15 protein-coding genes are annotated in these 16,984 nt (G+C 64.3%); 2 read left to right on the forward strand and 13 right to left on the reverse strand.

Features of this window, described 5'->3' with window-relative positions; translation table 11 throughout:
- Window positions 1-104 precede the first annotated feature (104 nt).
- Genes shn_RS16855 through shn_RS16885 form a run of 7 tightly spaced genes read right to left on the reverse strand, consistent with a single transcriptional unit; the run spans window position 105 to window position 8,261 of the window.
- Window positions 105-1,328, reverse strand: coding sequence for an MFS transporter (locus shn_RS16855; protein WP_084438096.1), 1,224 nt, complete (start codon window positions 1,326-1,328; stop codon window positions 105-107).
- Window positions 1,329-1,331: 3 nt separating this feature from the next.
- A complete protein-coding gene (locus tag shn_RS16860) occupies window positions 1,332-2,438 on the reverse strand; it encodes a mandelate racemase/muconate lactonizing enzyme family protein (RefSeq protein WP_064331444.1) in 1,107 nt (368 codons plus the stop codon).
- Window positions 2,439-2,458: 20 nt separating this feature from the next.
- Window positions 2,459-3,352, reverse strand: coding sequence for a carbohydrate ABC transporter permease (locus tag shn_RS16865; RefSeq protein ID WP_084438098.1), 894 nt, complete (start codon window positions 3,350-3,352; stop codon window positions 2,459-2,461).
- A complete protein-coding gene (locus shn_RS16870; RefSeq protein ID WP_064331445.1) occupies window positions 3,349-4,245 on the reverse strand; it encodes a carbohydrate ABC transporter permease in 897 nt (298 codons plus the stop codon). The genes shn_RS16865 and shn_RS16870 overlap by 4 nt, the downstream gene beginning before the upstream one ends.
- Complete coding sequence (locus shn_RS16875) at window positions 4,238-5,296, reverse strand: ABC transporter ATP-binding protein (protein WP_064331446.1); 1,059 nt, start codon at window positions 5,294-5,296, stop codon at window positions 4,238-4,240. Before shn_RS16875 ends, shn_RS16870 begins: the two co-directional genes overlap by 8 nt.
- Window positions 5,283-6,860, reverse strand: a complete 1,578-nt coding sequence (argH, locus tag shn_RS16880) for an argininosuccinate lyase (protein WP_064331447.1) — start codon at window positions 6,858-6,860, stop codon at window positions 5,283-5,285. Before argH ends, shn_RS16875 begins: the two co-directional genes overlap by 14 nt.
- Before the next feature lie 57 nt (window positions 6,861-6,917).
- Window positions 6,918-8,261, reverse strand: a complete 1,344-nt coding sequence (locus shn_RS16885) for an ABC transporter substrate-binding protein (protein WP_168168925.1) — start codon at window positions 8,259-8,261, stop codon at window positions 6,918-6,920.
- A 149-nt stretch (window positions 8,262-8,410) separates the two neighbouring features.
- Here shn_RS16885 and shn_RS16890 point away from each other — a divergent pair, with 149 nt between their 5' ends.
- On the forward strand, window positions 8,411-9,358 hold the full coding sequence (locus shn_RS16890; RefSeq protein WP_084438102.1) for a LysR family transcriptional regulator: 948 nt from the start codon (window positions 8,411-8,413) through the stop codon (window positions 9,356-9,358).
- Window positions 9,359-9,511: 153 nt separating this feature from the next.
- Entirely contained in the window at window positions 9,512-10,177 is a 666-nt protein-coding gene (locus shn_RS16895; protein WP_064331450.1) for a DUF2161 domain-containing phosphodiesterase, read from the forward strand.
- A 129-nt stretch (window positions 10,178-10,306) separates the two neighbouring features.
- Here shn_RS16895 and shn_RS16900 read toward each other — a convergent pair whose 3' ends face one another.
- The 6 genes from shn_RS16900 to shn_RS16925 all read right to left on the reverse strand — a co-directional run bounded on the left by shn_RS16900 (window position 10,307) and on the right by shn_RS16925 (window position 16,896).
- Window positions 10,307-11,368 (reverse strand): ABC transporter ATP-binding protein, encoded by a 1,062-nt coding sequence (locus tag shn_RS16900; RefSeq protein WP_064331451.1) that lies wholly within the window; start codon window positions 11,366-11,368, stop codon window positions 10,307-10,309.
- A complete protein-coding gene (locus tag shn_RS16905) occupies window positions 11,368-12,450 on the reverse strand; it encodes an ABC transporter ATP-binding protein (protein WP_064331452.1) in 1,083 nt (360 codons plus the stop codon). Before shn_RS16905 ends, shn_RS16900 begins: the two co-directional genes overlap by 1 nt.
- Before the next feature lie 9 nt (window positions 12,451-12,459).
- Window positions 12,460-13,299, reverse strand: a complete 840-nt coding sequence (locus shn_RS16910) for a carbohydrate ABC transporter permease (RefSeq protein WP_064331453.1) — start codon at window positions 13,297-13,299, stop codon at window positions 12,460-12,462.
- A complete protein-coding gene (locus shn_RS16915; RefSeq protein ID WP_064331454.1) occupies window positions 13,299-14,180 on the reverse strand; it encodes a carbohydrate ABC transporter permease in 882 nt (293 codons plus the stop codon). Before shn_RS16915 ends, shn_RS16910 begins: the two co-directional genes overlap by 1 nt.
- Window positions 14,181-14,250: 70 nt before the next feature.
- Window positions 14,251-15,807 carry an ABC transporter substrate-binding protein gene (locus tag shn_RS16920; RefSeq protein ID WP_206362181.1) on the reverse strand — a complete coding sequence of 519 codons (1,557 nt, stop codon included), beginning with the start codon at window positions 15,805-15,807 and terminating at the stop codon, window positions 14,251-14,253.
- Window positions 15,808-15,843: 36 nt separating this feature from the next.
- The gene (locus shn_RS16925; protein ID WP_064331455.1) at window positions 15,844-16,896 is read right to left on the reverse strand and encodes an NAD(P)-dependent alcohol dehydrogenase; all 1,053 of its coding nucleotides are present in this window, start codon (window positions 16,894-16,896) and stop codon (window positions 15,844-15,846) included.
- Between the last annotated feature and the right edge of the window lie 88 nt (window positions 16,897-16,984).

The raw sequence follows: 16,984 nt of genomic DNA on the forward strand, positions 1-16,984 counted from the left end.
CTGCCCAACGAAAGCCCGCTGTCGGAGCGGCGCTTGCCTGGCAAAGGGAAAGATGCAGCCTACAAAACGCATGAACCAAGGCAATTCGTCGGCTGTCCGGCGGATCATCCTGCAATCGAACGCGGGCGGATCGCGGAGAATGCGACGAAGTGAAAAAAGGCCAGGCCGGCAATAGCCACGATGGCGACACCGTAACCGTCCCTCCAATCGTGCAGGAAGCCGAAGATCACCGGCCCTCCGGCCATTCCGATACCGGAAGCAAGCCGGCAGACACCGAGGACCGCAGAGAGGGCGGAAAGAGTGACAACGACCCGTGCCCGATTGGCGAGCAGGACCTGCTGGCCGCCAAAGGCGATGCCGAGCACAAGCGGATAGACGAAGAGTGCTGCAACATTCGCAGTGACGAGGATTGCCGCGAGCATGCCAAAGGTCAGGACGCCCGCGAGTGCGGCCAGCGACATGACCGGGCCGGCCCCCCAGAGGTCGCAGAGCCAGCCGGACAACAGGCGCCAGACGAATATGATCAGGCCGGCGACAGCCGCGATCCAGACCGCCGTTTCTCCAGCGACGTTATTGTCCTCGAACAGCGCGATCTGCTGGGTCATCAGGCCGTGATAGGCTGCCGAGCCGCAGAAATAGCTGATGACAAGCGCCAGTATGGTGACCCAGCCGAGCCCTGCCATGCCGTATCGGCCTCCCGCGCCGGACGCGGACTTCACCCGGTCGATCACGAGAAGATGCAGGGGAACGGCGATGCCCATCAGGACCAGGCCGAGGGAGGAATAGGTGAAACGCCAGCCGAAATCGTTGATCATCCAGCTCATGATCGGCAGGCCGAGGAAGGCGGCGAGGCCCGAGCCGGCGTCGGCGATGGCCATCGCGGTCGCCGGACGCTTGCGGAAACGGCCGGCGAGCACCGCGAAGATCGCATAGGAACTGGTGCAATGCGTTCCCAGGCCGCCGATAAGGCCGAAGGTAAGCCAGAACTGTCCGATCGTCGATACTTGCGCAGTCAGAAGGAAGGCTAGAGCGAGCAGCATTGCCGCGCCCGCCAGCAGGACGCGGCTGTTATAGCGGCCGAGCAGGTAGCCGAAGATCGGCGCGCTCACCGCATTGACGAGCGCGAAGGCGCCGTAGGCGCCCGAAATCGACGCGCGCGACCAGTGGAATTCCCCCTCCAGCGCCACGAGGAAGAGGGCGAAGGAATTCCAAACCAGTCCCGAGACCATCATGAGCAGGAAGGCCGCCGCCAGCCGCACCTGTTTTGCCAGGCGCACACTCCGGCGGCGCACTTCCCCGTGGAGCGACCTGCTATCGACGGCGGCCATTGCTCAGTTCACGCGGTAGCGCTTGACCATGTCCCAGTCCAGCTCGACCCCGAAGCCCGGTCCCTGCGGGACCTGGATGATGCCGTTCTTCGGGTTGGGCCGGTTGGCGATCAGGCCGGCCCAGATCGGATCGCGCGCCGGTTCGAAACACTCGACGCACAGGCCGTTGGGGATAGCGGCGATCATGTGCATGGCGATCTGCGCTTCCTCGTGATGGCCGACACGGATATCGTGCAGCGCGCAGAGGGCGGCGGCGCGGCGCCATTCGGTGATGCCGCCGGCCTCCGAAGCGTCGAAATTGACGATGTCGACGGCATCCGCAGCAACGAGCCGCCGCACGCCCGCGGCATTCATCTCGCTCTGGCCGGCATCGACCGGGATGGAGGTCGCACGGCGGACCTGCGCCATCATGCGGGCGTCGTCGTACCAGTGGCAGGGTTCCTCGAACCAGGCGATGTCGTATTTCTCGATCAGGCGGGCGAATTTCACAGCTTCGGCCACCGGCCAGCCGCGATTGGCGTCGATCGCGATCCAGAAGTCGTCGCCCCCGCCCTTGCGGGCCGCCTCCACGCGCTTGGCGTCCTCTTCGGCCGAAAGGCCGCCGACCTTCACCTTGCAGCCGGCAAGGCCCCCCTCGCGCAGCCGCTCCATTTCCCTGCCGAGATCGGCCAGCGTCTTGCCCTCCTCGTAGTAGCCGCCGATGCAGATGATCGGAAGCTCCTGGCGGTAGCCGCCGAGCAGCCGGCAGACATTGACGCCCGCGGCCTTGCCGATCAGGTCCCAGAGCGCGCTGTCCATGCAGGCGATCGCCTCCATGACGAGCTTGCGGTCACGGTTCCATTCGGCTGCCTTGAACATCTTCTGCCAGAGCCGCTCGATCGCGAAGATCTCCTCGCCGATCAGCATCGGCGCCAGTTCCTTCTCGATGATATCGACGACCTCGCGCATGTGGTCGCGGTTGTCGCCGTTGTAGATCTCGCTGACGAGGCCGCTCTCCGTCTCCATGCGCGTGATGATGGTGCAGCGCTTGGTGACATTGTACCGGCTGCCACCGAAATTGCGCGCAAGCGGGATCTCGACGGCGATGACCGTCACGTTCTTGATCTTCATGATTTCCTCCGTTCGAGAGATTATTCGCCCTTTGCGCCACCATCGGCGAGGCCGACGACAAGCTTGCGCTGGACGAGCAGGTAGAAAAGGATGACCGGAACCGTCACCAGCACGGCGCCCGCAAGCAGCATGCCCCAGGAATAGATGTTGTCCTGGCCGATCCAGGTCGCGAGCCCCAGCGGCAGGGTCTTGTTCGTTTCGGACGACACGAAGACCAGCGCGAAGAGGAACTCGTTCCAGGCATGGTTGAAGCTGAAGACGCCGACCGAGATGATGCCCGGCAGCGCCAGCGGCACCGTGACGCGCATCATCGCGCCGAGCCGGGTGCACCCGTCGATCATGGCGCTTTCCTCGAGGCTTATGGGGATCGCGTTGAAATACGAGCGCATGAACCACAGAGCCAGGGGAAGCGTGAACGCCGTGTTGGCGATGATCAGCGAGATCAGCGTGTCGGCCATGCCGAGCTTGACCACGTAGATGTAGAGCGGCAACACGATCAGCACTTCCGGCAGCATGTAGCAGACGAGCGTCGCGTTCGAGAACGCGGCGATGCCGAAAAAGCGGAAGCGGCTGAGGCTGTAGGCGCCGAGCCCCCCGATGACGAGCGACAGGAAGGTCGCGCCGAAGGCGACGATCAGGCTGTTGGCGAAATAGGTGAGGAAGTTCGTCTGGACGAAGAGATCGCGGTAGTTCTGCAACGTCCATTCGTTCGGCAGGAAGGTTGGCGGCACTGCATAGAGCTCGCCGCCCGGCTTGAAGGAGCAGATCAGCATCCAGAAGAGCGGAAAGCCGATGACGCTGACGGCGGTGAAGGCAAGAAGGTAGAGCATGACCCGCGAGGCGAGGTAATGCATGTCGGCGATATCCCGGTTGCGCGGCAGCGATGCGGGGGTGCTGGTGGCGATGGCGGTCATTGGCGTGCCTCCGCTCTCTTGATGAAGAAGAAGTAGATGGCGAGCAGGACGCACAGGATGGCCAGCGTGACGATGGCGATCGCCGCAGCGCGGCCGAACTCGAAGTCCGAAAACGCCTTGAGATAGACGAGGATCGGCAGCGTCGTTGTCGCATCCAGCGGGCCGCCGCCCGTCATCAGGTAGATGATCTCGAACTTGTTGAAGGACCAGATGGTGCGCAGCAGCGCCGTCAGCAGGAAAACCGGCATGACATAGGGCAGCGTGATGCGCCAGAACTGCTGGAAATCCGAAGCCCCGTCGATCTTCGCCGCCTCGTATTGCTCCTGCGGAATGGACTGCAGGATGCCGAGAATGGCGATGACGACGAAGGGGAAGAACTTCCAGACGCCGACCATGATGACCGACGTCATCGCAAGCCCCTGGCTGTTCAGCCAGAGCAACGGCTGGTCTGTGATCCCGATGCTCATGAGGGCGGCGTTCACGACGCCGACGATGTCGTGCAGCATGTAACGCCATGTCAGCACGGCCACGACCGTCGGCACGAGATAGGGCGCAAGGACGATGGCGCGGGCGGCGCCGCGGAAGGCGAAGCTCTTGTTGAGCAGCAGCGCAAGACCGAGCCCCAGGAGCATTTCCAGCGCGACGCTGCCGAAAACCCAGACGAACGTGTTCCAGAGCGCTGTATAGAAGGCAGGTTCGGCAAAGACCCAGGCGAAGTTCTCGAACCCGATAAACGGGCCATCGGTGTCCCCCATGCCGACATCCTGCATGGCGGTCACGAAAACCGTGATCGTCGGCACGCCGGCAAGAAGCAGCAGCAGGAAGGCGCTTGGCGCAAGGGCGGCGTAGGCGAGCAGGCGGTCGCCTGCCAGTGCGGCGCGATTGTCAGCCATTGGCCGCCCTCCTCTTTTCCATGGACGCCTCGGCGGCGATCGCCTTGCCGCTTGCCGTATCGAAACGGCGAAGCTCGGAATTGGCGACGGCGAAGGTGACCTCGGTGTTGAGAACGGGGCTGTAGGAAACGCTCGAGGGGATGCGGGCGATGGCCTGGGTTTCCGGCAGGTTTCCGGAAACCACCCCGTAGAGCAGCCGGTCGCCGCCAAGATATTCAACGCGGTGAACGTTGAAGGTGATCTGCGTGACGGGGCCGTTGTCGGCAAAGCTCGCCTTGGGCAGAAAGTTCTCGGGCCGGAAGCCGAGCGTCACGTCGCCGGTCACGACCAGATTCATCGGTGGCGAGCCCATGAAGGTGGCCACGAACGTATCGGCCGGATGGAGATAGATCTCCTCCGGCGTCCCGATCTGCCGGACGGAACCACCTTGCATGACCACAATGCGGTCGCCGAGCCCCATGGCCTCGACCTGGTCATGCGTCACGTAGATCGACGTGACGCCGACCCGGTCCTGAAACTGGCGCAGTTCCTCGCGGGAGGAATGGCGCAGCTTGGCATCGAGGTTCGACAGCGGCTCATCGAGCAGGAAGACGTCCGGATCGCGCACGAGCGAACGGGCAAGGGCCGTGCGCTGGCGCTCGCCGCCGGACATCTGCCGCGGCTTGCGCTTGAGCATGCGGGTAAGGCCGACCAGTTCGGCGGCCCAGCGCACCTTGTCGTCGACAAGCTTCCTGTCCGCTCCGCGCACCCGGAGCGGGAAGGCGATATTCTCGTAGACCGACAGATGCGGATAGAGGGCGTAGTTCTGGAACACCATCGCGATGTTCCGGTCCTTCGGCTGGAAGCGCGTGGCACGCCGCTCGCCGATGAAGATGTCGCCGTAGGTCGGCAGTTCCAGGCCGGCGATCATCCGCAGCAGCGTGCTCTTGCCGCAGCCGGAGGGGCCGAGCAGCACGAGGAACTCACCGTCATTGACGGTCAGGTTGACATCGGAAACCGCAGTGTGATCGGCGAATATCTTGCTGACCTGATTGATTTCAACTCGTGCCATGGTTCTCTCTCACAATCTGTGACGGGGTTTGCAGACCGGCGTCATCCATAATCCGGCGCGCCTGCTCCATGAGGGTGTGATTGGCCTCCGCGATGCGCCGCCGGATATCGGCCATGCCTGCGAGATCGCTGTCGAGCATCGCCCTGCGGCGATCGAGCATCTCGGCCATGCGGACCGGGGCCGGACCGCCGGTAACGGTGCGGCTCTTCAGGTTTTCCGCCGGATCCAGCGCCTTCCTCACCTCCTCCACCGGAATGCCGAGGGGGTGGCCGAACAGAGCCTGAGACGCGGCATCGAGGTCGGCCGATGTGATGTCCATCGCCGTATGATGCGCCTCGATCGCTTCGCGGACAACGCGGCCGACGATGTTGTGCGCCATGCGGAAGGACATTCCGGCCTCCCGCACGATGATGTCCGCAAGCTCCGTCGCCGTGCCGAAGCCGGTCTCGGCGAGATGGCGCATGGTGTCCGGCTTGACGGTCAGCGTCCTGATTGCGCCCTCGAAGACGGTCAGCGCGCGGCACGCCCGCTCCAGGACGTCCAGCATCGGCACGTTGCCGGCGGTGACCCCATCGTTGACATCGGCGAGGGCCGTGTTCTTCGCCGCGGCGAGGACCATGTTCAGCGCGCCGACCGCCATCGCGGCCACCGCCTTGACATGCTCCATCGCCTGCGGGTTCTTCTTCTGCGGCATGATGCTGGAGACGCTCGAATAGGCGTCGTCCAGTTCGAGCATGCCGAACTCCATCGTGTTCCAGGTCTGGATGTCGGTTGCCACCCGGGAAATGCCGGTCATCAGCACGGCAAGGGCGCCGGCCGCCTCCTGCAGGTCGTCGCGGATCGAGACGCCGTCGTAACCGACCTCGACCAGCCGCGAAAAGCCCAGCAGGCGGGCCGTCATCTCGCGATCGATGGGAAAGCCGGTCGTCGACAGCGCGCCCGAGCCGAGCGGGCTGCGGTCGCAGCAGGCAAGGGCGTGCGAGAGGCGCCCGTAGTCGCGCTCCATCAAGTCGGCGGCGGCAAGCAGGTAGTAGCCGAAAGAGATCGGCTGGGCATGCTGCGAATGCGTATAGCCCGGCATCACGGTTTCCACATGCTGCTGGGCCATGTCGATCAAGGTGCGCCGGATGGTGCCGACGACGTCGAGCAGGTCGAGCAGAAGGCCGCGCAGCACCAGCCGCCAGGAGGTCGTGTGCAGATCGTTGCGGCTGCGGCCGGTGTGCAGGCGCCCGCCGGTCTCCGGGCCGAGCGTCTCGACGATGTGGCGTTCGATATAGGAATAGAGGTCTTCCTGCTGGTAGTCGATGGTCAGCGCCTTGACGCCGGTCGCCTGAAGGTCGGCGAGAACGGCGAGGATGCGGGCGATGTCCACCTTGCCGACGATGCCGCATTCGGCGAGCATGACGGCATGCGCCATATGGATTCGCATTTCGGGCTCGAACTGGAAGCGGATTCCGGCGGCGACCGCCGGGCCGAAGTAGGATTCCACCATCGCCGGTGCAGGCGGCGACTTGACGCGTTCGCGCAACGAGACGACCGGCGCCGCCGGTTGTTCCTCTGACATATGCTTCTCCTGAAAATGCGGTCCGCGTGTCCTCCACGCGGACCTTGTCTATGGACGCTATTTCTTCTTCAGGTCGTCCACGATGGCCTGCATGCGCTGCTGGCCCCAGGCAGCAGCCGCCGCCGGATCCTCGCCCTGCAGGACGACACGTTGAACGACCTGGGCGGGGATATCCCGGGCGACGATCGAACCGATATAGGGGTTGACCACGCCGGAGCGGATGACCGCACCGTCCTTGAACTGCGCACCGGCCTCCGATTCGAAATCGAGCGCGTTGGAGGTGTCGAAGGCGATGCGGGAAATCTCCTCGCGGCCGCCGAGGGTTTGTGCCGCCCCCAGCTTGATGACGTCTTCCTGGACGCCCTTGAGCGGCGGAATGAGGTGTGGATGGACGGTAAGCGAGAAGTCCCGCAGTCGCTCGCCCGTGACGATGAACTTCAGGAACCTGCGGGCGGCCTCGACATTCTTCGAGCCGACGGTTTCCGAACTGAGCGCAAAACTGTTCGCGTTCACGAACTTGACCGCCACGCCGCTCGGGCCGACCGGCATGTTGTCCGCGATCGTGTTCTTGAACAGATCGGGCGTGTTGGCGGCCGCATTGGCGATGAGTCGCGGCGCATAGATGTCGAGCCCGATCTTGCCCGTCAGGTAGACGTTGATCATGTCGCCGTAGGAATAGGAGCCGATGCCGCGCGGCGAGAATTTCGCGATGTCGCGCAGGAAGGCCAGCGCCTTGACCGTGCCGGGATTGTCGAAGGTGACGTTGAGGTCCTTGTCGAAATAGGTGCCGCCGGCACCCCAGATCATCTGCGACAGGAATATCCCCGTCATGCGGTTCTTGCCGGCCGGAAACAGGAAGCCGAAATTGCCGTCCTCTCCCGTCAGCGCCTCCGCGCCGGCCAACAGCTCATCCCAGGTCTTCGGCGTCGAAACGCCCTTCGCCTTCAGAAAATCCTCGCGCTGCCACAGCACGCCGTAATTGCCGAGCGTGTAGGGAACGTCGTAGATCTTGCCTTCGACGGGCACAAGCGAACCGGCGACATAGTCGTCGCGGCCGATCTCGTCGACCATGTCGTCGAGGGGGACGAGATAGCCCTTGCGCGCGAATTCAAAGCGCTCCTCCGGCAGCACCTTGAAAATCTCCGGCATGGTCTTGGTGTTGATCGAGGCGAGAACCTTCTGAAGCCGGCCGTCGGTGCTGACGGCCTCCATCTCGATGTGGATGTCGGGATTCTCCGCCTCGAACGCCTTGATCGCGTTGTTGAAGAACTCGATGCTCGGCGGGTCGGTCTCGTTATGCAGAAAACGGACAACCTGTTGCTGCGCCCAGGCGGTGCTGGACATCAGCAGCGCAACGAGGCTGCCTCCAATCGACAGGTACAAACGTGTTCGGGCCATCATGCCAGTCTCCTCCCAATGTTCCCAAATGCACAACCCGCATGGATCGCCGGCCTCCTCTGTGCATGCTGGGCAGGTTATAGCGCCCCCTTGCCATCCGTCCACTACATGATAGCAATATCGGATATTCATTTGCCGTATAGGTCGGAACGATGGAACTCGGTAGCCTCAGGATTTTCATGCGGGCAGCGGAACTCGGGAGCTTCAGCAAGGCGGCCGTTTCCCTGGGCATCGCGCAGCCCTCGGTAAGCCGTACGATCGGCGACCTGGAGAGGGAGTGGGGCAGTCCCCTCTTCTACCGGACCGGCAGGGGCGTGGCGCTTTCGGAACTGGGCGAGGAAGCCCTGAAGAAGGCGCGCTTTCTGCTGCGCGAGGCAGACCAGGCGGCGGAGGATCTCAAGGCGTTCAGTCGCCTTCCGAGCGGCATCGTATCCCTCGGCCTGCCGACGTCGCTTGTCGAACCGACCATTCCCGAGCTCGTCAATCAACTGCGCGCCCATGCGCCCGGCATACGCCTGCAGGTCTACGAGGGTTTCAGCGACCAAGTCGAACGCTGGCTGTCGGAAGGACTGATCGATATCGGCGCCTACAGCAAATATCGCGAAGGGGAGAGGGAACACGGATCGGTCCTTTTGGAATCGCGCCTGGTGCTTGCCGGCCCGAGAGAAGGCTGGACCCTGCCCGAGGAGATCGCCTTCGAACGACTCGCAGACTTCGCCCTGGTCCTGCCTGCTCCGACGAACGGACTGCGGATCATGGTGGATTCCGTCGCCCGACGACTGAAAGTCTCACTCAACGTCATTGCCGACATCGATTCCACCGGGGGCCAGAAAGCCATGGCTGCCCGATGCGGCTGCTATATGGTGAAGGCGCCACATACGATCTCCGAGGAGACGTCGAGAGGTCTGTTCGCCAGCAGCGTCATCCGCAGTCCGTACATCAATCGGCACGTCGTCCTCGTCACCGGGCAGCAGCGCCCCCTGAGCCGCGCGAGCCGCGAAGTCGTCGCGCGGCTGACCGGCATCATACGAGAGCTGTCTGTCCCCAAAGAAACCACCGGCCAGTCATCGGGCCGGGCGGCCGACAACGACCGCAGTTAACGGCCGTCCCAGATCTTCACGCTCATGTCAGCTAGTCGCCAGAGCATGATCTTGCGCCGTTCGCCACGGGGCAGCGACGGACGGGGTGTCCCGCCGGGACGGATCGATGTAGCCTGACGAACGATTCTCCGCTTCGTTTCGCTCCGCAGGCCTATGGAAACCTCACTCTATCTGCCCGTCAAAGGCTTCCTCGAAAAGGCCGGCTACATCGTCAAGGGTGAAGTCGGCGGCTGTGACCTTGTCGGGCTCAGCGATGACGATCCGCCGGTCGTCGTGATCTGCGAGCTGAAGCTGAGCTTCAACCTGGAGCTCATCCTGCAGGCCGTCGATCGGGCCGCAGTCTCGGACGAAGTCTGGATCGCCGCGAGGGTTTCGGCCAGGGGTCGGGGCCGGGAATCCGACAAGCGCTACCGCGACCTCTGCCGTCGGCTCGGCATCGGCATGCTCGGCGTTTCCGATGCCGACGACGTCAGCATCATCGTCGGCTCCGTATCCCCCATGCCGCGAACCAATCCGAAGCGCCGTTCACGGCTGATGCGCGAGCACCAGAAGCGGCGGGGCGACCCGGCACGCGGCGGCAGCACCCGCGCGCCCGTCATGACGGCCTATCGCCAGCAGGCGCTCGGCTGCGCGGCGGCACTGGCCTGCGGACCGCTGCCGGTGCGCGCCGTGCGCGCCGGCGTGCCGGAAGCCGGGAAAATCCTGCTTTCGAACGTCTACGGCTGGTTCGAGCGGCTCGACAGAGGCATCTATGGCCTGACCGACGCGGGACGGGAAGCGCTGCAGCGTTGGCCGCAACCGGATGCACCGGCGCCCTAGAGGCGATCGACACCGGGGGCAGGAACAGGTTGCCGATCTGGCTGGCATATCCAGGCCGCGGCAGCACGCGCCACAACCCGATGAGGGACAATGATGGCCCCGCCCTCCGAAGATTCTCGGCAAGCGCAATCAGAACAGCAACGTTCCGTCCGCATAAAGACGGGTTCGTTCCACGGGCAGCACGATGCGCAGCGGCCCGTTCCGAACGGCAAGGCTGCTCCTGGCCTTGACCTTCAGCCGTTCCGATCCGATGACGGCGTCGATCACGTCGACATTGCCATGATGCTGGACGCCCTGCACGACGGCGGGAATGCCGGTGACACCATCCTTGGCGAAGGCGACATGCTCCGGCCGGATCCCGACCATCAGCTCGGCGCCCGGCGCGAGCCTCCCGACGCGCTCGTCGGAAAGCACGGGAAAGCCCTGCCAGAGCAACCGGTCGCCGTCGCGCTCGACGGACAGGAAGTTCATGCCCGGCGAGCCGATGAAATTGCCGACATAGCGGTTGCAGGGGCTTTCGAACAGTTGCTGCGGCGTGCCGCGCTGGACGACGCGGCCGGCGCTCATCACGAGCACCTCGTCCGCGAAGGTCATTGCCTCGTTCTGGTCATGCGTCACGTAGACGACGGTATGGCGCGTCTTGTCGCTCGCCTGCTTGATGCGGCGGCGCAGGTCGAACTTCATGTGCGGATCGATGACCGTCAGCGGCTCGTCCATCAAAAGCGCCGAGACGTCGTTGCGCACGAGCCCGCGTCCGAGCGAGATCAGCTGCTTCTCGTCGGCCGTCAGCCGGCGCGCCGACTGGCCGAGGCGTGCGGTGAGCCCGAGCAGCTCGGCGATCTCGGCCACCCGCGGGGCGATGCGGGCCTTGTCCCATCCCCGGCACCGCAGGGGGAAGGCCAGGTTCTCGTAGACCGTCTTCGACTGGTAGATGACGGGAAACTGGAAGACCTGGGCGATGTTGCGCTTTGCCGTCGGCATGCGCGTCACGTCCTTGCCGCCGACGATCACGCGGCCGTCGGAGGGATACAGCAGGCCCGATATGACGTTGAGCATCGTCGTCTTGCCGCAGCCGGAAGGGCCGAGCAGCGCATAGGTCCTGCCGTCCTCGAAGAGGATATCCGTCTTCTCCAGCGCATAGACCGCCGAGCCGTAGGAATGCCCGACCTGTTCGAGATGGATCGTCGCCATCAGCCTTCTCCATGTCCTGGTGCATGCAGCAATGCCCCTTCGCCTTCGGCGGCAAAGACGAACAGCCGTTCGGGTGCAAACGAGAGGCCGATCTGCCGGCCGGGCTCGACCCGGTGAACGCCTTCGAGCTGCACGACGGCCTCGCCGAGCATCGTCTCGACATGCAGGAACGTTTCCGATCCGGAGACCTCGCCGAAGGTGACACGGCCGGCAATGCCGCCCCCGTCGACCGGCTCGATCTCGTTGGCCCGGATACCGAAACGGTAGCGGCCCGGCGGCATCGCCGCGAGCAATCCGGGAGCATCGAGGGCAAGCCCGCCCTCGAACAGGACGCGGCCGCCGTCGAGCGTGCCCGCGACGATCGTCATCGGCGGATCGGTGACGATGCGCGCCACCAGCGCCGAGGCCGGGCGGTCGAAGACCGCGGTCGGCACGCCCGCCTGCAGCACGCGGCCCTCGTGCATGACCACGAGCCGGTCGCCCAGCATCATCGCCTCGGCGGGCTCGGTCGTGTTGTAGATCACGGTCGCATCGGCCTGGCTTGCAAGCAGCCCGCGGAACTCCTCGCGGAGCTGTTCGCGCAGCTTGTAGTCGAGATTGACCAGCGGCTCGTCGAGCAGCAGCACGCCGGCCTTTCGCACCAGGGCGCGGGCGAGCGCCACACGCTGCTGCTGGCCGCCGGAGAGCTGCGAAGGTTTTCGTTCCCCGAAGGCGGCAAGGCCCACCACATCGAGGACGCTCCTCACGCGGTGACCGACTTCACTCTCGGCCACCTTGCGCTTGCGCAGGGGAAAGGCGACGTTCTCGAAGACGCTCAGATGCGGATAGTTGATGAACTGCTGGTAGACCATCGCGACGTCCCGTTTCCAGGCGGGGAGAGTGCCGAACGGCTCACCGTCCCGCGTCAGCGTGCCGCGGTCGGTTTCCTGCAGGCCGGCGATGGCGCGCAGCAGCGTCGTCTTGCCCGAAAGCGTGCGGCCGAGCACGGTGGTCAGGCCGCCGCGATCGAAGCGGAGGGAAACGTCGTCGAGATGGATTTCGCCGCCGCGGGAGAGCGAAACGGAATTGAGAACCAGACTCATGAAGCCTTCCTAGCGAATGGCGCCGGCAAGCGTGCCGCGCGAAAGAAGCCGTTCGACGACGATCGCGATCACGATCAGCGGCGCGACGGAGATCAGCGCCGAGGCGGACAGGCTCCACCAGGGCGTAACCGACGAATTGAGCGACACGATCGCCACAGGCAGGAGCTGGGTGTCGGTAAAGGTCAGGGTGAAGGCGAAGAAGAAGTCGTTCCAGCCGAAGATGAGGCAGAACATCGCCGCGACCAGGATGCCGGAGAGCGAGTTCGGCAGCACGACGCGGCGGAAGGCCTCGAAGGGCGTGCAGCCGTCGAGCATCGCCATCTCGTCGATCTGCCGCGGCACGCCGTCGAAGAAATCGACCATGATCCAGACGGCGATCGGCAGCAGCAGGGCGATATAGACGAGGACGAGGCCGAGCCTGGTATCGAGCAGGCCGAGGAACTGCAGCATCAGGAAGAAGGGGATGGCAAGCACGATCGGCGGCATGATGCGCTGGGAGATGAAGAAGAAGACGATGTCGGCATTCTTCACGAAGCCCGTACGATAGCTGAAGCGCGACAGGCCATAGGCCGCCAGCGTGCCGAGCACGATCGAAATCAGGCTCGCGCTGCCCGTCACGATCACGCTGTTGAGATAGGGCCGAACGATATCGATGCCGCCGGCGCCGCCGAACAGGCTTCGCCAGCCCGCAAGCGATGGCTCGTAGCCGATCCAGGGCAGGTAGGTCGGGCCGCTCGTCACGCCGTTCGCCGTCTTGAAGCTGGTCGTCAGCGCCCATGTCAGGGGCGCCATGACGAAGCCGCTCCACACGAGGATGGCGAGGTATTTGAGGATGGAAAGCAGGGGCATCAGGCGCTCCTTCCAACGAGGACGCGGACGAGGAGCTTGGCGATGACCGTCATCAGCACGATCATGACGACGAGGTAGGTGATCGAGAGAGCGGCGGCATAGCCGATCTCGAAATCGCGCAAGCCGCGAATGTAGATGTAGTAGCCGGCCGTCTCGGTGGCCGTGCCCGGCCCGCCCGACGTCAGCACATAGACGGTCTCCATGATCTTCGACGCCTCGATCAGCCGGATGATCAGCGCGCCGATGGAGACGGGCGCAAGCATCGGGAAGGTGACGTTGAGGAAGGTGCGGATCGGACCGGCACCATCGATTGCCGCGGCCAGGAACGGTTCGCGCGGCAGGCTGAGAAGGCCGGCCAGGAGCAACAGGAACATGAAGGGCGTCCATTGCCAGATCTCGACCAGCATGACGGCGGCGACGGCCCAGTTCGCCGAGGTCAGCCAGGGATAGGGGCCAAGGCCGAACAGGCCGAGGAAATCGTTCGCCGGGCCGAGCGATTCATGAAAGATCGTGCGCCAGATCACCGACATGACGACGGGCGTCGTCATCATCGGGATCAGGAACAGGACCCGGAAGAAACGACGGAACAGAACCTCCCGCCAGACCAGCAGGGCGAGCGCGAAGCCGAGCACGTACTGAACCAGAACCGTACCGATGGCCATGCCGGAAAGCCGCAGCATCGCCTCCCAAAAGCGCCGGTCGCCGAAGACGATGACGTAGTTCCTGACGCCCGCCCAGTTCAGCCCCGGCGAGATGGCGTCCCAGCCTGACAGCGACACGCGGATGGTGAAGACAAGCGGGAACAGGATGATCGCCAGGAGCACGAGCAGCCCCGGCAGCAGGAAGGAAGATTTGTAGAACCGAAGTCCTGTCTGGTCCATGACGGGCCGTCCGTTTCGATCGTGGGGAAAAATCCGGCGGAGCGGCATCGCCGCCCCGCCTTGCGCAGCCTCAGCGGCCGCGATCCTCAAGGGCGACGACATTGGCATAGGCCTCGCGCACCCGGTCCGCACCGATCTTGTCGCGGATTTCGGTCCACTGGGCCGCAACGCCGTCGAGCGCTTCCTGTGGGCTCTTCTGGCCGGCCATGGCCTCCGCCACGCCGTTCGCCAGCGACGACATGAACTGGTTCACGCCGGGAACGCGCAGGTCGAAGACGCGGTTGGTGCTGTCATCCATGCCGCTCAGCGTCTGGACGTAGGTTTCCGCCACATTCCGCTCCCAGCCGAGCTTGTCCTGCCAGAATGCCGGGTCGAAATGCGTGCTGCGGTAGGGGTTCACGCCGAAGCGGCCGATCTGCAGGTCGAGCGTGGTGTTCGCCTCGTTGGAGAAGAAGCAGAGATAGTCGAAGGCCATGTCCTGGTTCTTCGATGCCTTCGCCACGGCCGAGGTCCAGCCCCAGGTGATGTAGGGCGGGGCATTCGGCGTCTCGAACGTGTCCCAGCTTTTGGTGGTGCGGTTCCAGACGGTATTGGCGCCCGGCAGCGGCGCGGCCGCCACCTTGTTGCGGATCGGGCTGTCGGCTTCCTGCGCCTGGATGAAGGCATCGTCCCAGGAATAGCTCATCAGCGTCTGCCCGCCGCCGAAGGAGAAGATCTCGTCGCCGAGCCCGAAATTGCCGCCGCCCGGCGGGAACGCCTTCTGCGCGTCGATGAACATCTCCAGGCCCTTGACCCAGCCCGGATTGTTGACCTGCGGCTCCATCGTTTCCAGATCGAAGAAGAAGCCGCCCTTGACGTTCGGGTTCTTCGCATAGGCCGCGACGCGGCTGATGAAGGCCGAGAACATCAGGTCGTCGCGCTTGGTGACCTCGGCGCTGCCGAAATGCGGCTGGCCGTCACCCGCCCAGTCCCAGCCGGAGAAGAACGTGGCGACCGCGTTGTACTCTTCCCAGGTCTGCGGCACGCGCAGGTCCTTCCCGGTCTCCGTCTTGAACTTCGCCTGCATGTCGGCGTTGTCGAAGATGTCGGAGCGGTACTTCATGTAGTGCCGGTCGCCATCGACGGGATACTGCACCATCTCCTCGCCCCAGGTCGCCACGTCCTTGTAGTTGGCCGTGACGTCCTTCAGGCCGCTGACCTCCTTGTAGGCGGCCGGAACGGGTGCCAGGAAATTATGGAAATCACCGATCCAGAGCGAGGGATAGAAGAGCACGTCATAGGCCGCCTGCTGCGTCTGGAACGGGATCATGATGCGCTGGTAGAGATCGCCGAAGGGAACATGCACGACATCGACCTTCGCGCCGGTCAAGGCCTCGAACTGCCTGGCGTGCAGGTCGGTCGGCTCGCCGATCACCGGCACGGCATGGCTGATCACCTTCAGCGTGCGACCGGAATAGTCCTTCTCGTCCATCGCCGCATAGGAGCAGGCACCGGCGACATCCGCGGCCGTGCCGTATTTCGCATAGTCGCCGAACGTGCCGTAGTCGATGTCGGCCGCCGCTGCCCCCTGGGCGATCGAGATCGCAAGGGTGCAGAGGGATGCCGTCAGAAGCTGATGTCTCGTCATTGAGTGGTTTCCTCCCATGGTTGATATTGCGAGATGTCAGGGGATCAGCACGGCACGGCCATGGATCTTGCCGTCGTTGAGGTCGCGCAGCGCCTGGTTGGCATCGGCGAGCCGGTATTCGACGGTGGCCAGGTCGACGAGGCCGCGGTCGGCGAGCGCCATCAGTTCGACCAGTTCCGCCCAGGTGCCGACGAGGTTGCCGATGATGTTCTTCTCGGTGATGACCATGTCGACCGTCGCGATCCTGATGTCCTCGCCGTAGCCCACCACGTAGTAGCTGCCCATCGGCCGCGTCATCTTCAGGCCCCTGCTGGTGGTGCCCTTCTCCCCGACGAAGTCGATGACCGCTTCCGCACCGGCCCCGCCGGTCAGCTCCAGCACCGCCTCGACCTCGTTGCCGTCGGCCTTGACCAGCTTGTCCGCCCCCATCCTGCCGGCCAGCGCCAGCGAGGCCTCGGACCTGTCGACGACGATGATGTCGGCCGCGCACATCGCCCTCAGGCACTGGATGCCGATATGGCCGAGCCCGCCGGCGCCGATCACGACGCAGCTTTCGCCCGGCAGCAGATGACGCGTCGCCTTCTTCACGGCGCGATAGGCCGTCAGGCCCGCATCCGAATAGGGCGCCACGTCCTTCGGCGCGAGCGTCTTCGGCAAAGGCACGATGTTGCGCTCGGACGTGCAGAGGAATTCCGAATAGCCGCCATTGCAGTCGAGGCCGGGGAACTTGCCCGGCCCGTGCATGTCGAAACCGCGCCGGCAGGCAAGGCAGGTGCCGCCGGAGATCTTGGGATGGACGATCACGGGATCGCCGACCTTGATGCCCTCGACCTCCTTGCCGATCGCTTCCACCCAGCCGGCGTTCTCATGGCCCATGATCAGCGGCAGCAGGCTGTCGCCGTTCGGGTCCATGTGCGGGCGCCAGATGCCCTCGATGATATGAAGGTCGGTGCGGCAGACACCGGCACCGCCGATCCGCACGATCACATCCGTCGACTTTTCGATGTTCGGGTCCGCGACCTCCTGCAGCGAGACCCATTGGTCCGCCGTCAGACTGTCGTCGTATCTGGTCAGCACTTGTGCTTTCATTCCGTCGTCTCCTTCCCGGCGGGAATTGCCCCGCAGTCGACGAAAGAGATCGCAAGCACCGTGCCAGACAAAAATAATTTGTAAATTC

It is taken from the genome of Shinella sp. HZN7 (genome assembly GCF_001652565.1).
Taxonomy (GTDB): Bacteria; Pseudomonadota; Alphaproteobacteria; order Rhizobiales; family Rhizobiaceae; genus Shinella; species Shinella granuli.

Coding starts and splice junctions, on each gene's coding strand:
- shn_RS16855 (WP_084438096.1), bottom strand. CDS start 1,328: ATGGCCGCCGTCGATAGCAGGTCGCTCCACGGGGAAGTGCGCCGCCGG.
- shn_RS16860 (WP_064331444.1), bottom strand. CDS start 2,438: ATGAAGATCAAGAACGTGACGGTCATCGCCGTCGAGATCCCGCTTGCG.
- shn_RS16865 (WP_084438098.1), bottom strand. CDS start 3,352: ATGACCGCCATCGCCACCAGCACCCCCGCATCGCTGCCGCGCAACCGG.
- shn_RS16870 (WP_064331445.1), bottom strand. CDS start 4,245: ATGGCTGACAATCGCGCCGCACTGGCAGGCGACCGCCTGCTCGCCTAC.
- shn_RS16875 (WP_064331446.1), bottom strand. CDS start 5,296: ATGGCACGAGTTGAAATCAATCAGGTCAGCAAGATATTCGCCGATCAC.
- argH (WP_064331447.1), bottom strand. CDS start 6,860: ATGTCAGAGGAACAACCGGCGGCGCCGGTCGTCTCGTTGCGCGAACGC.
- shn_RS16885 (WP_168168925.1), bottom strand. CDS start 8,261: ATGATGGCCCGAACACGTTTGTACCTGTCGATTGGAGGCAGCCTCGTT.
- shn_RS16890 (WP_084438102.1), top strand. CDS start 8,411: ATGGAACTCGGTAGCCTCAGGATTTTCATGCGGGCAGCGGAACTCGGG.
- shn_RS16895 (WP_064331450.1), top strand. CDS start 9,512: ATGGAAACCTCACTCTATCTGCCCGTCAAAGGCTTCCTCGAAAAGGCC.
- shn_RS16900 (WP_064331451.1), bottom strand. CDS start 11,368: ATGGCGACGATCCATCTCGAACAGGTCGGGCATTCCTACGGCTCGGCG.
- shn_RS16905 (WP_064331452.1), bottom strand. CDS start 12,450: ATGAGTCTGGTTCTCAATTCCGTTTCGCTCTCCCGCGGCGGCGAAATC.
- shn_RS16910 (WP_064331453.1), bottom strand. CDS start 13,299: ATGCCCCTGCTTTCCATCCTCAAATACCTCGCCATCCTCGTGTGGAGC.
- shn_RS16915 (WP_064331454.1), bottom strand. CDS start 14,180: ATGGACCAGACAGGACTTCGGTTCTACAAATCTTCCTTCCTGCTGCCG.
- shn_RS16920 (WP_206362181.1), bottom strand. CDS start 15,807: ATGACGAGACATCAGCTTCTGACGGCATCCCTCTGCACCCTTGCGATC.
- shn_RS16925 (WP_064331455.1), bottom strand. CDS start 16,896: ATGAAAGCACAAGTGCTGACCAGATACGACGACAGTCTGACGGCGGAC.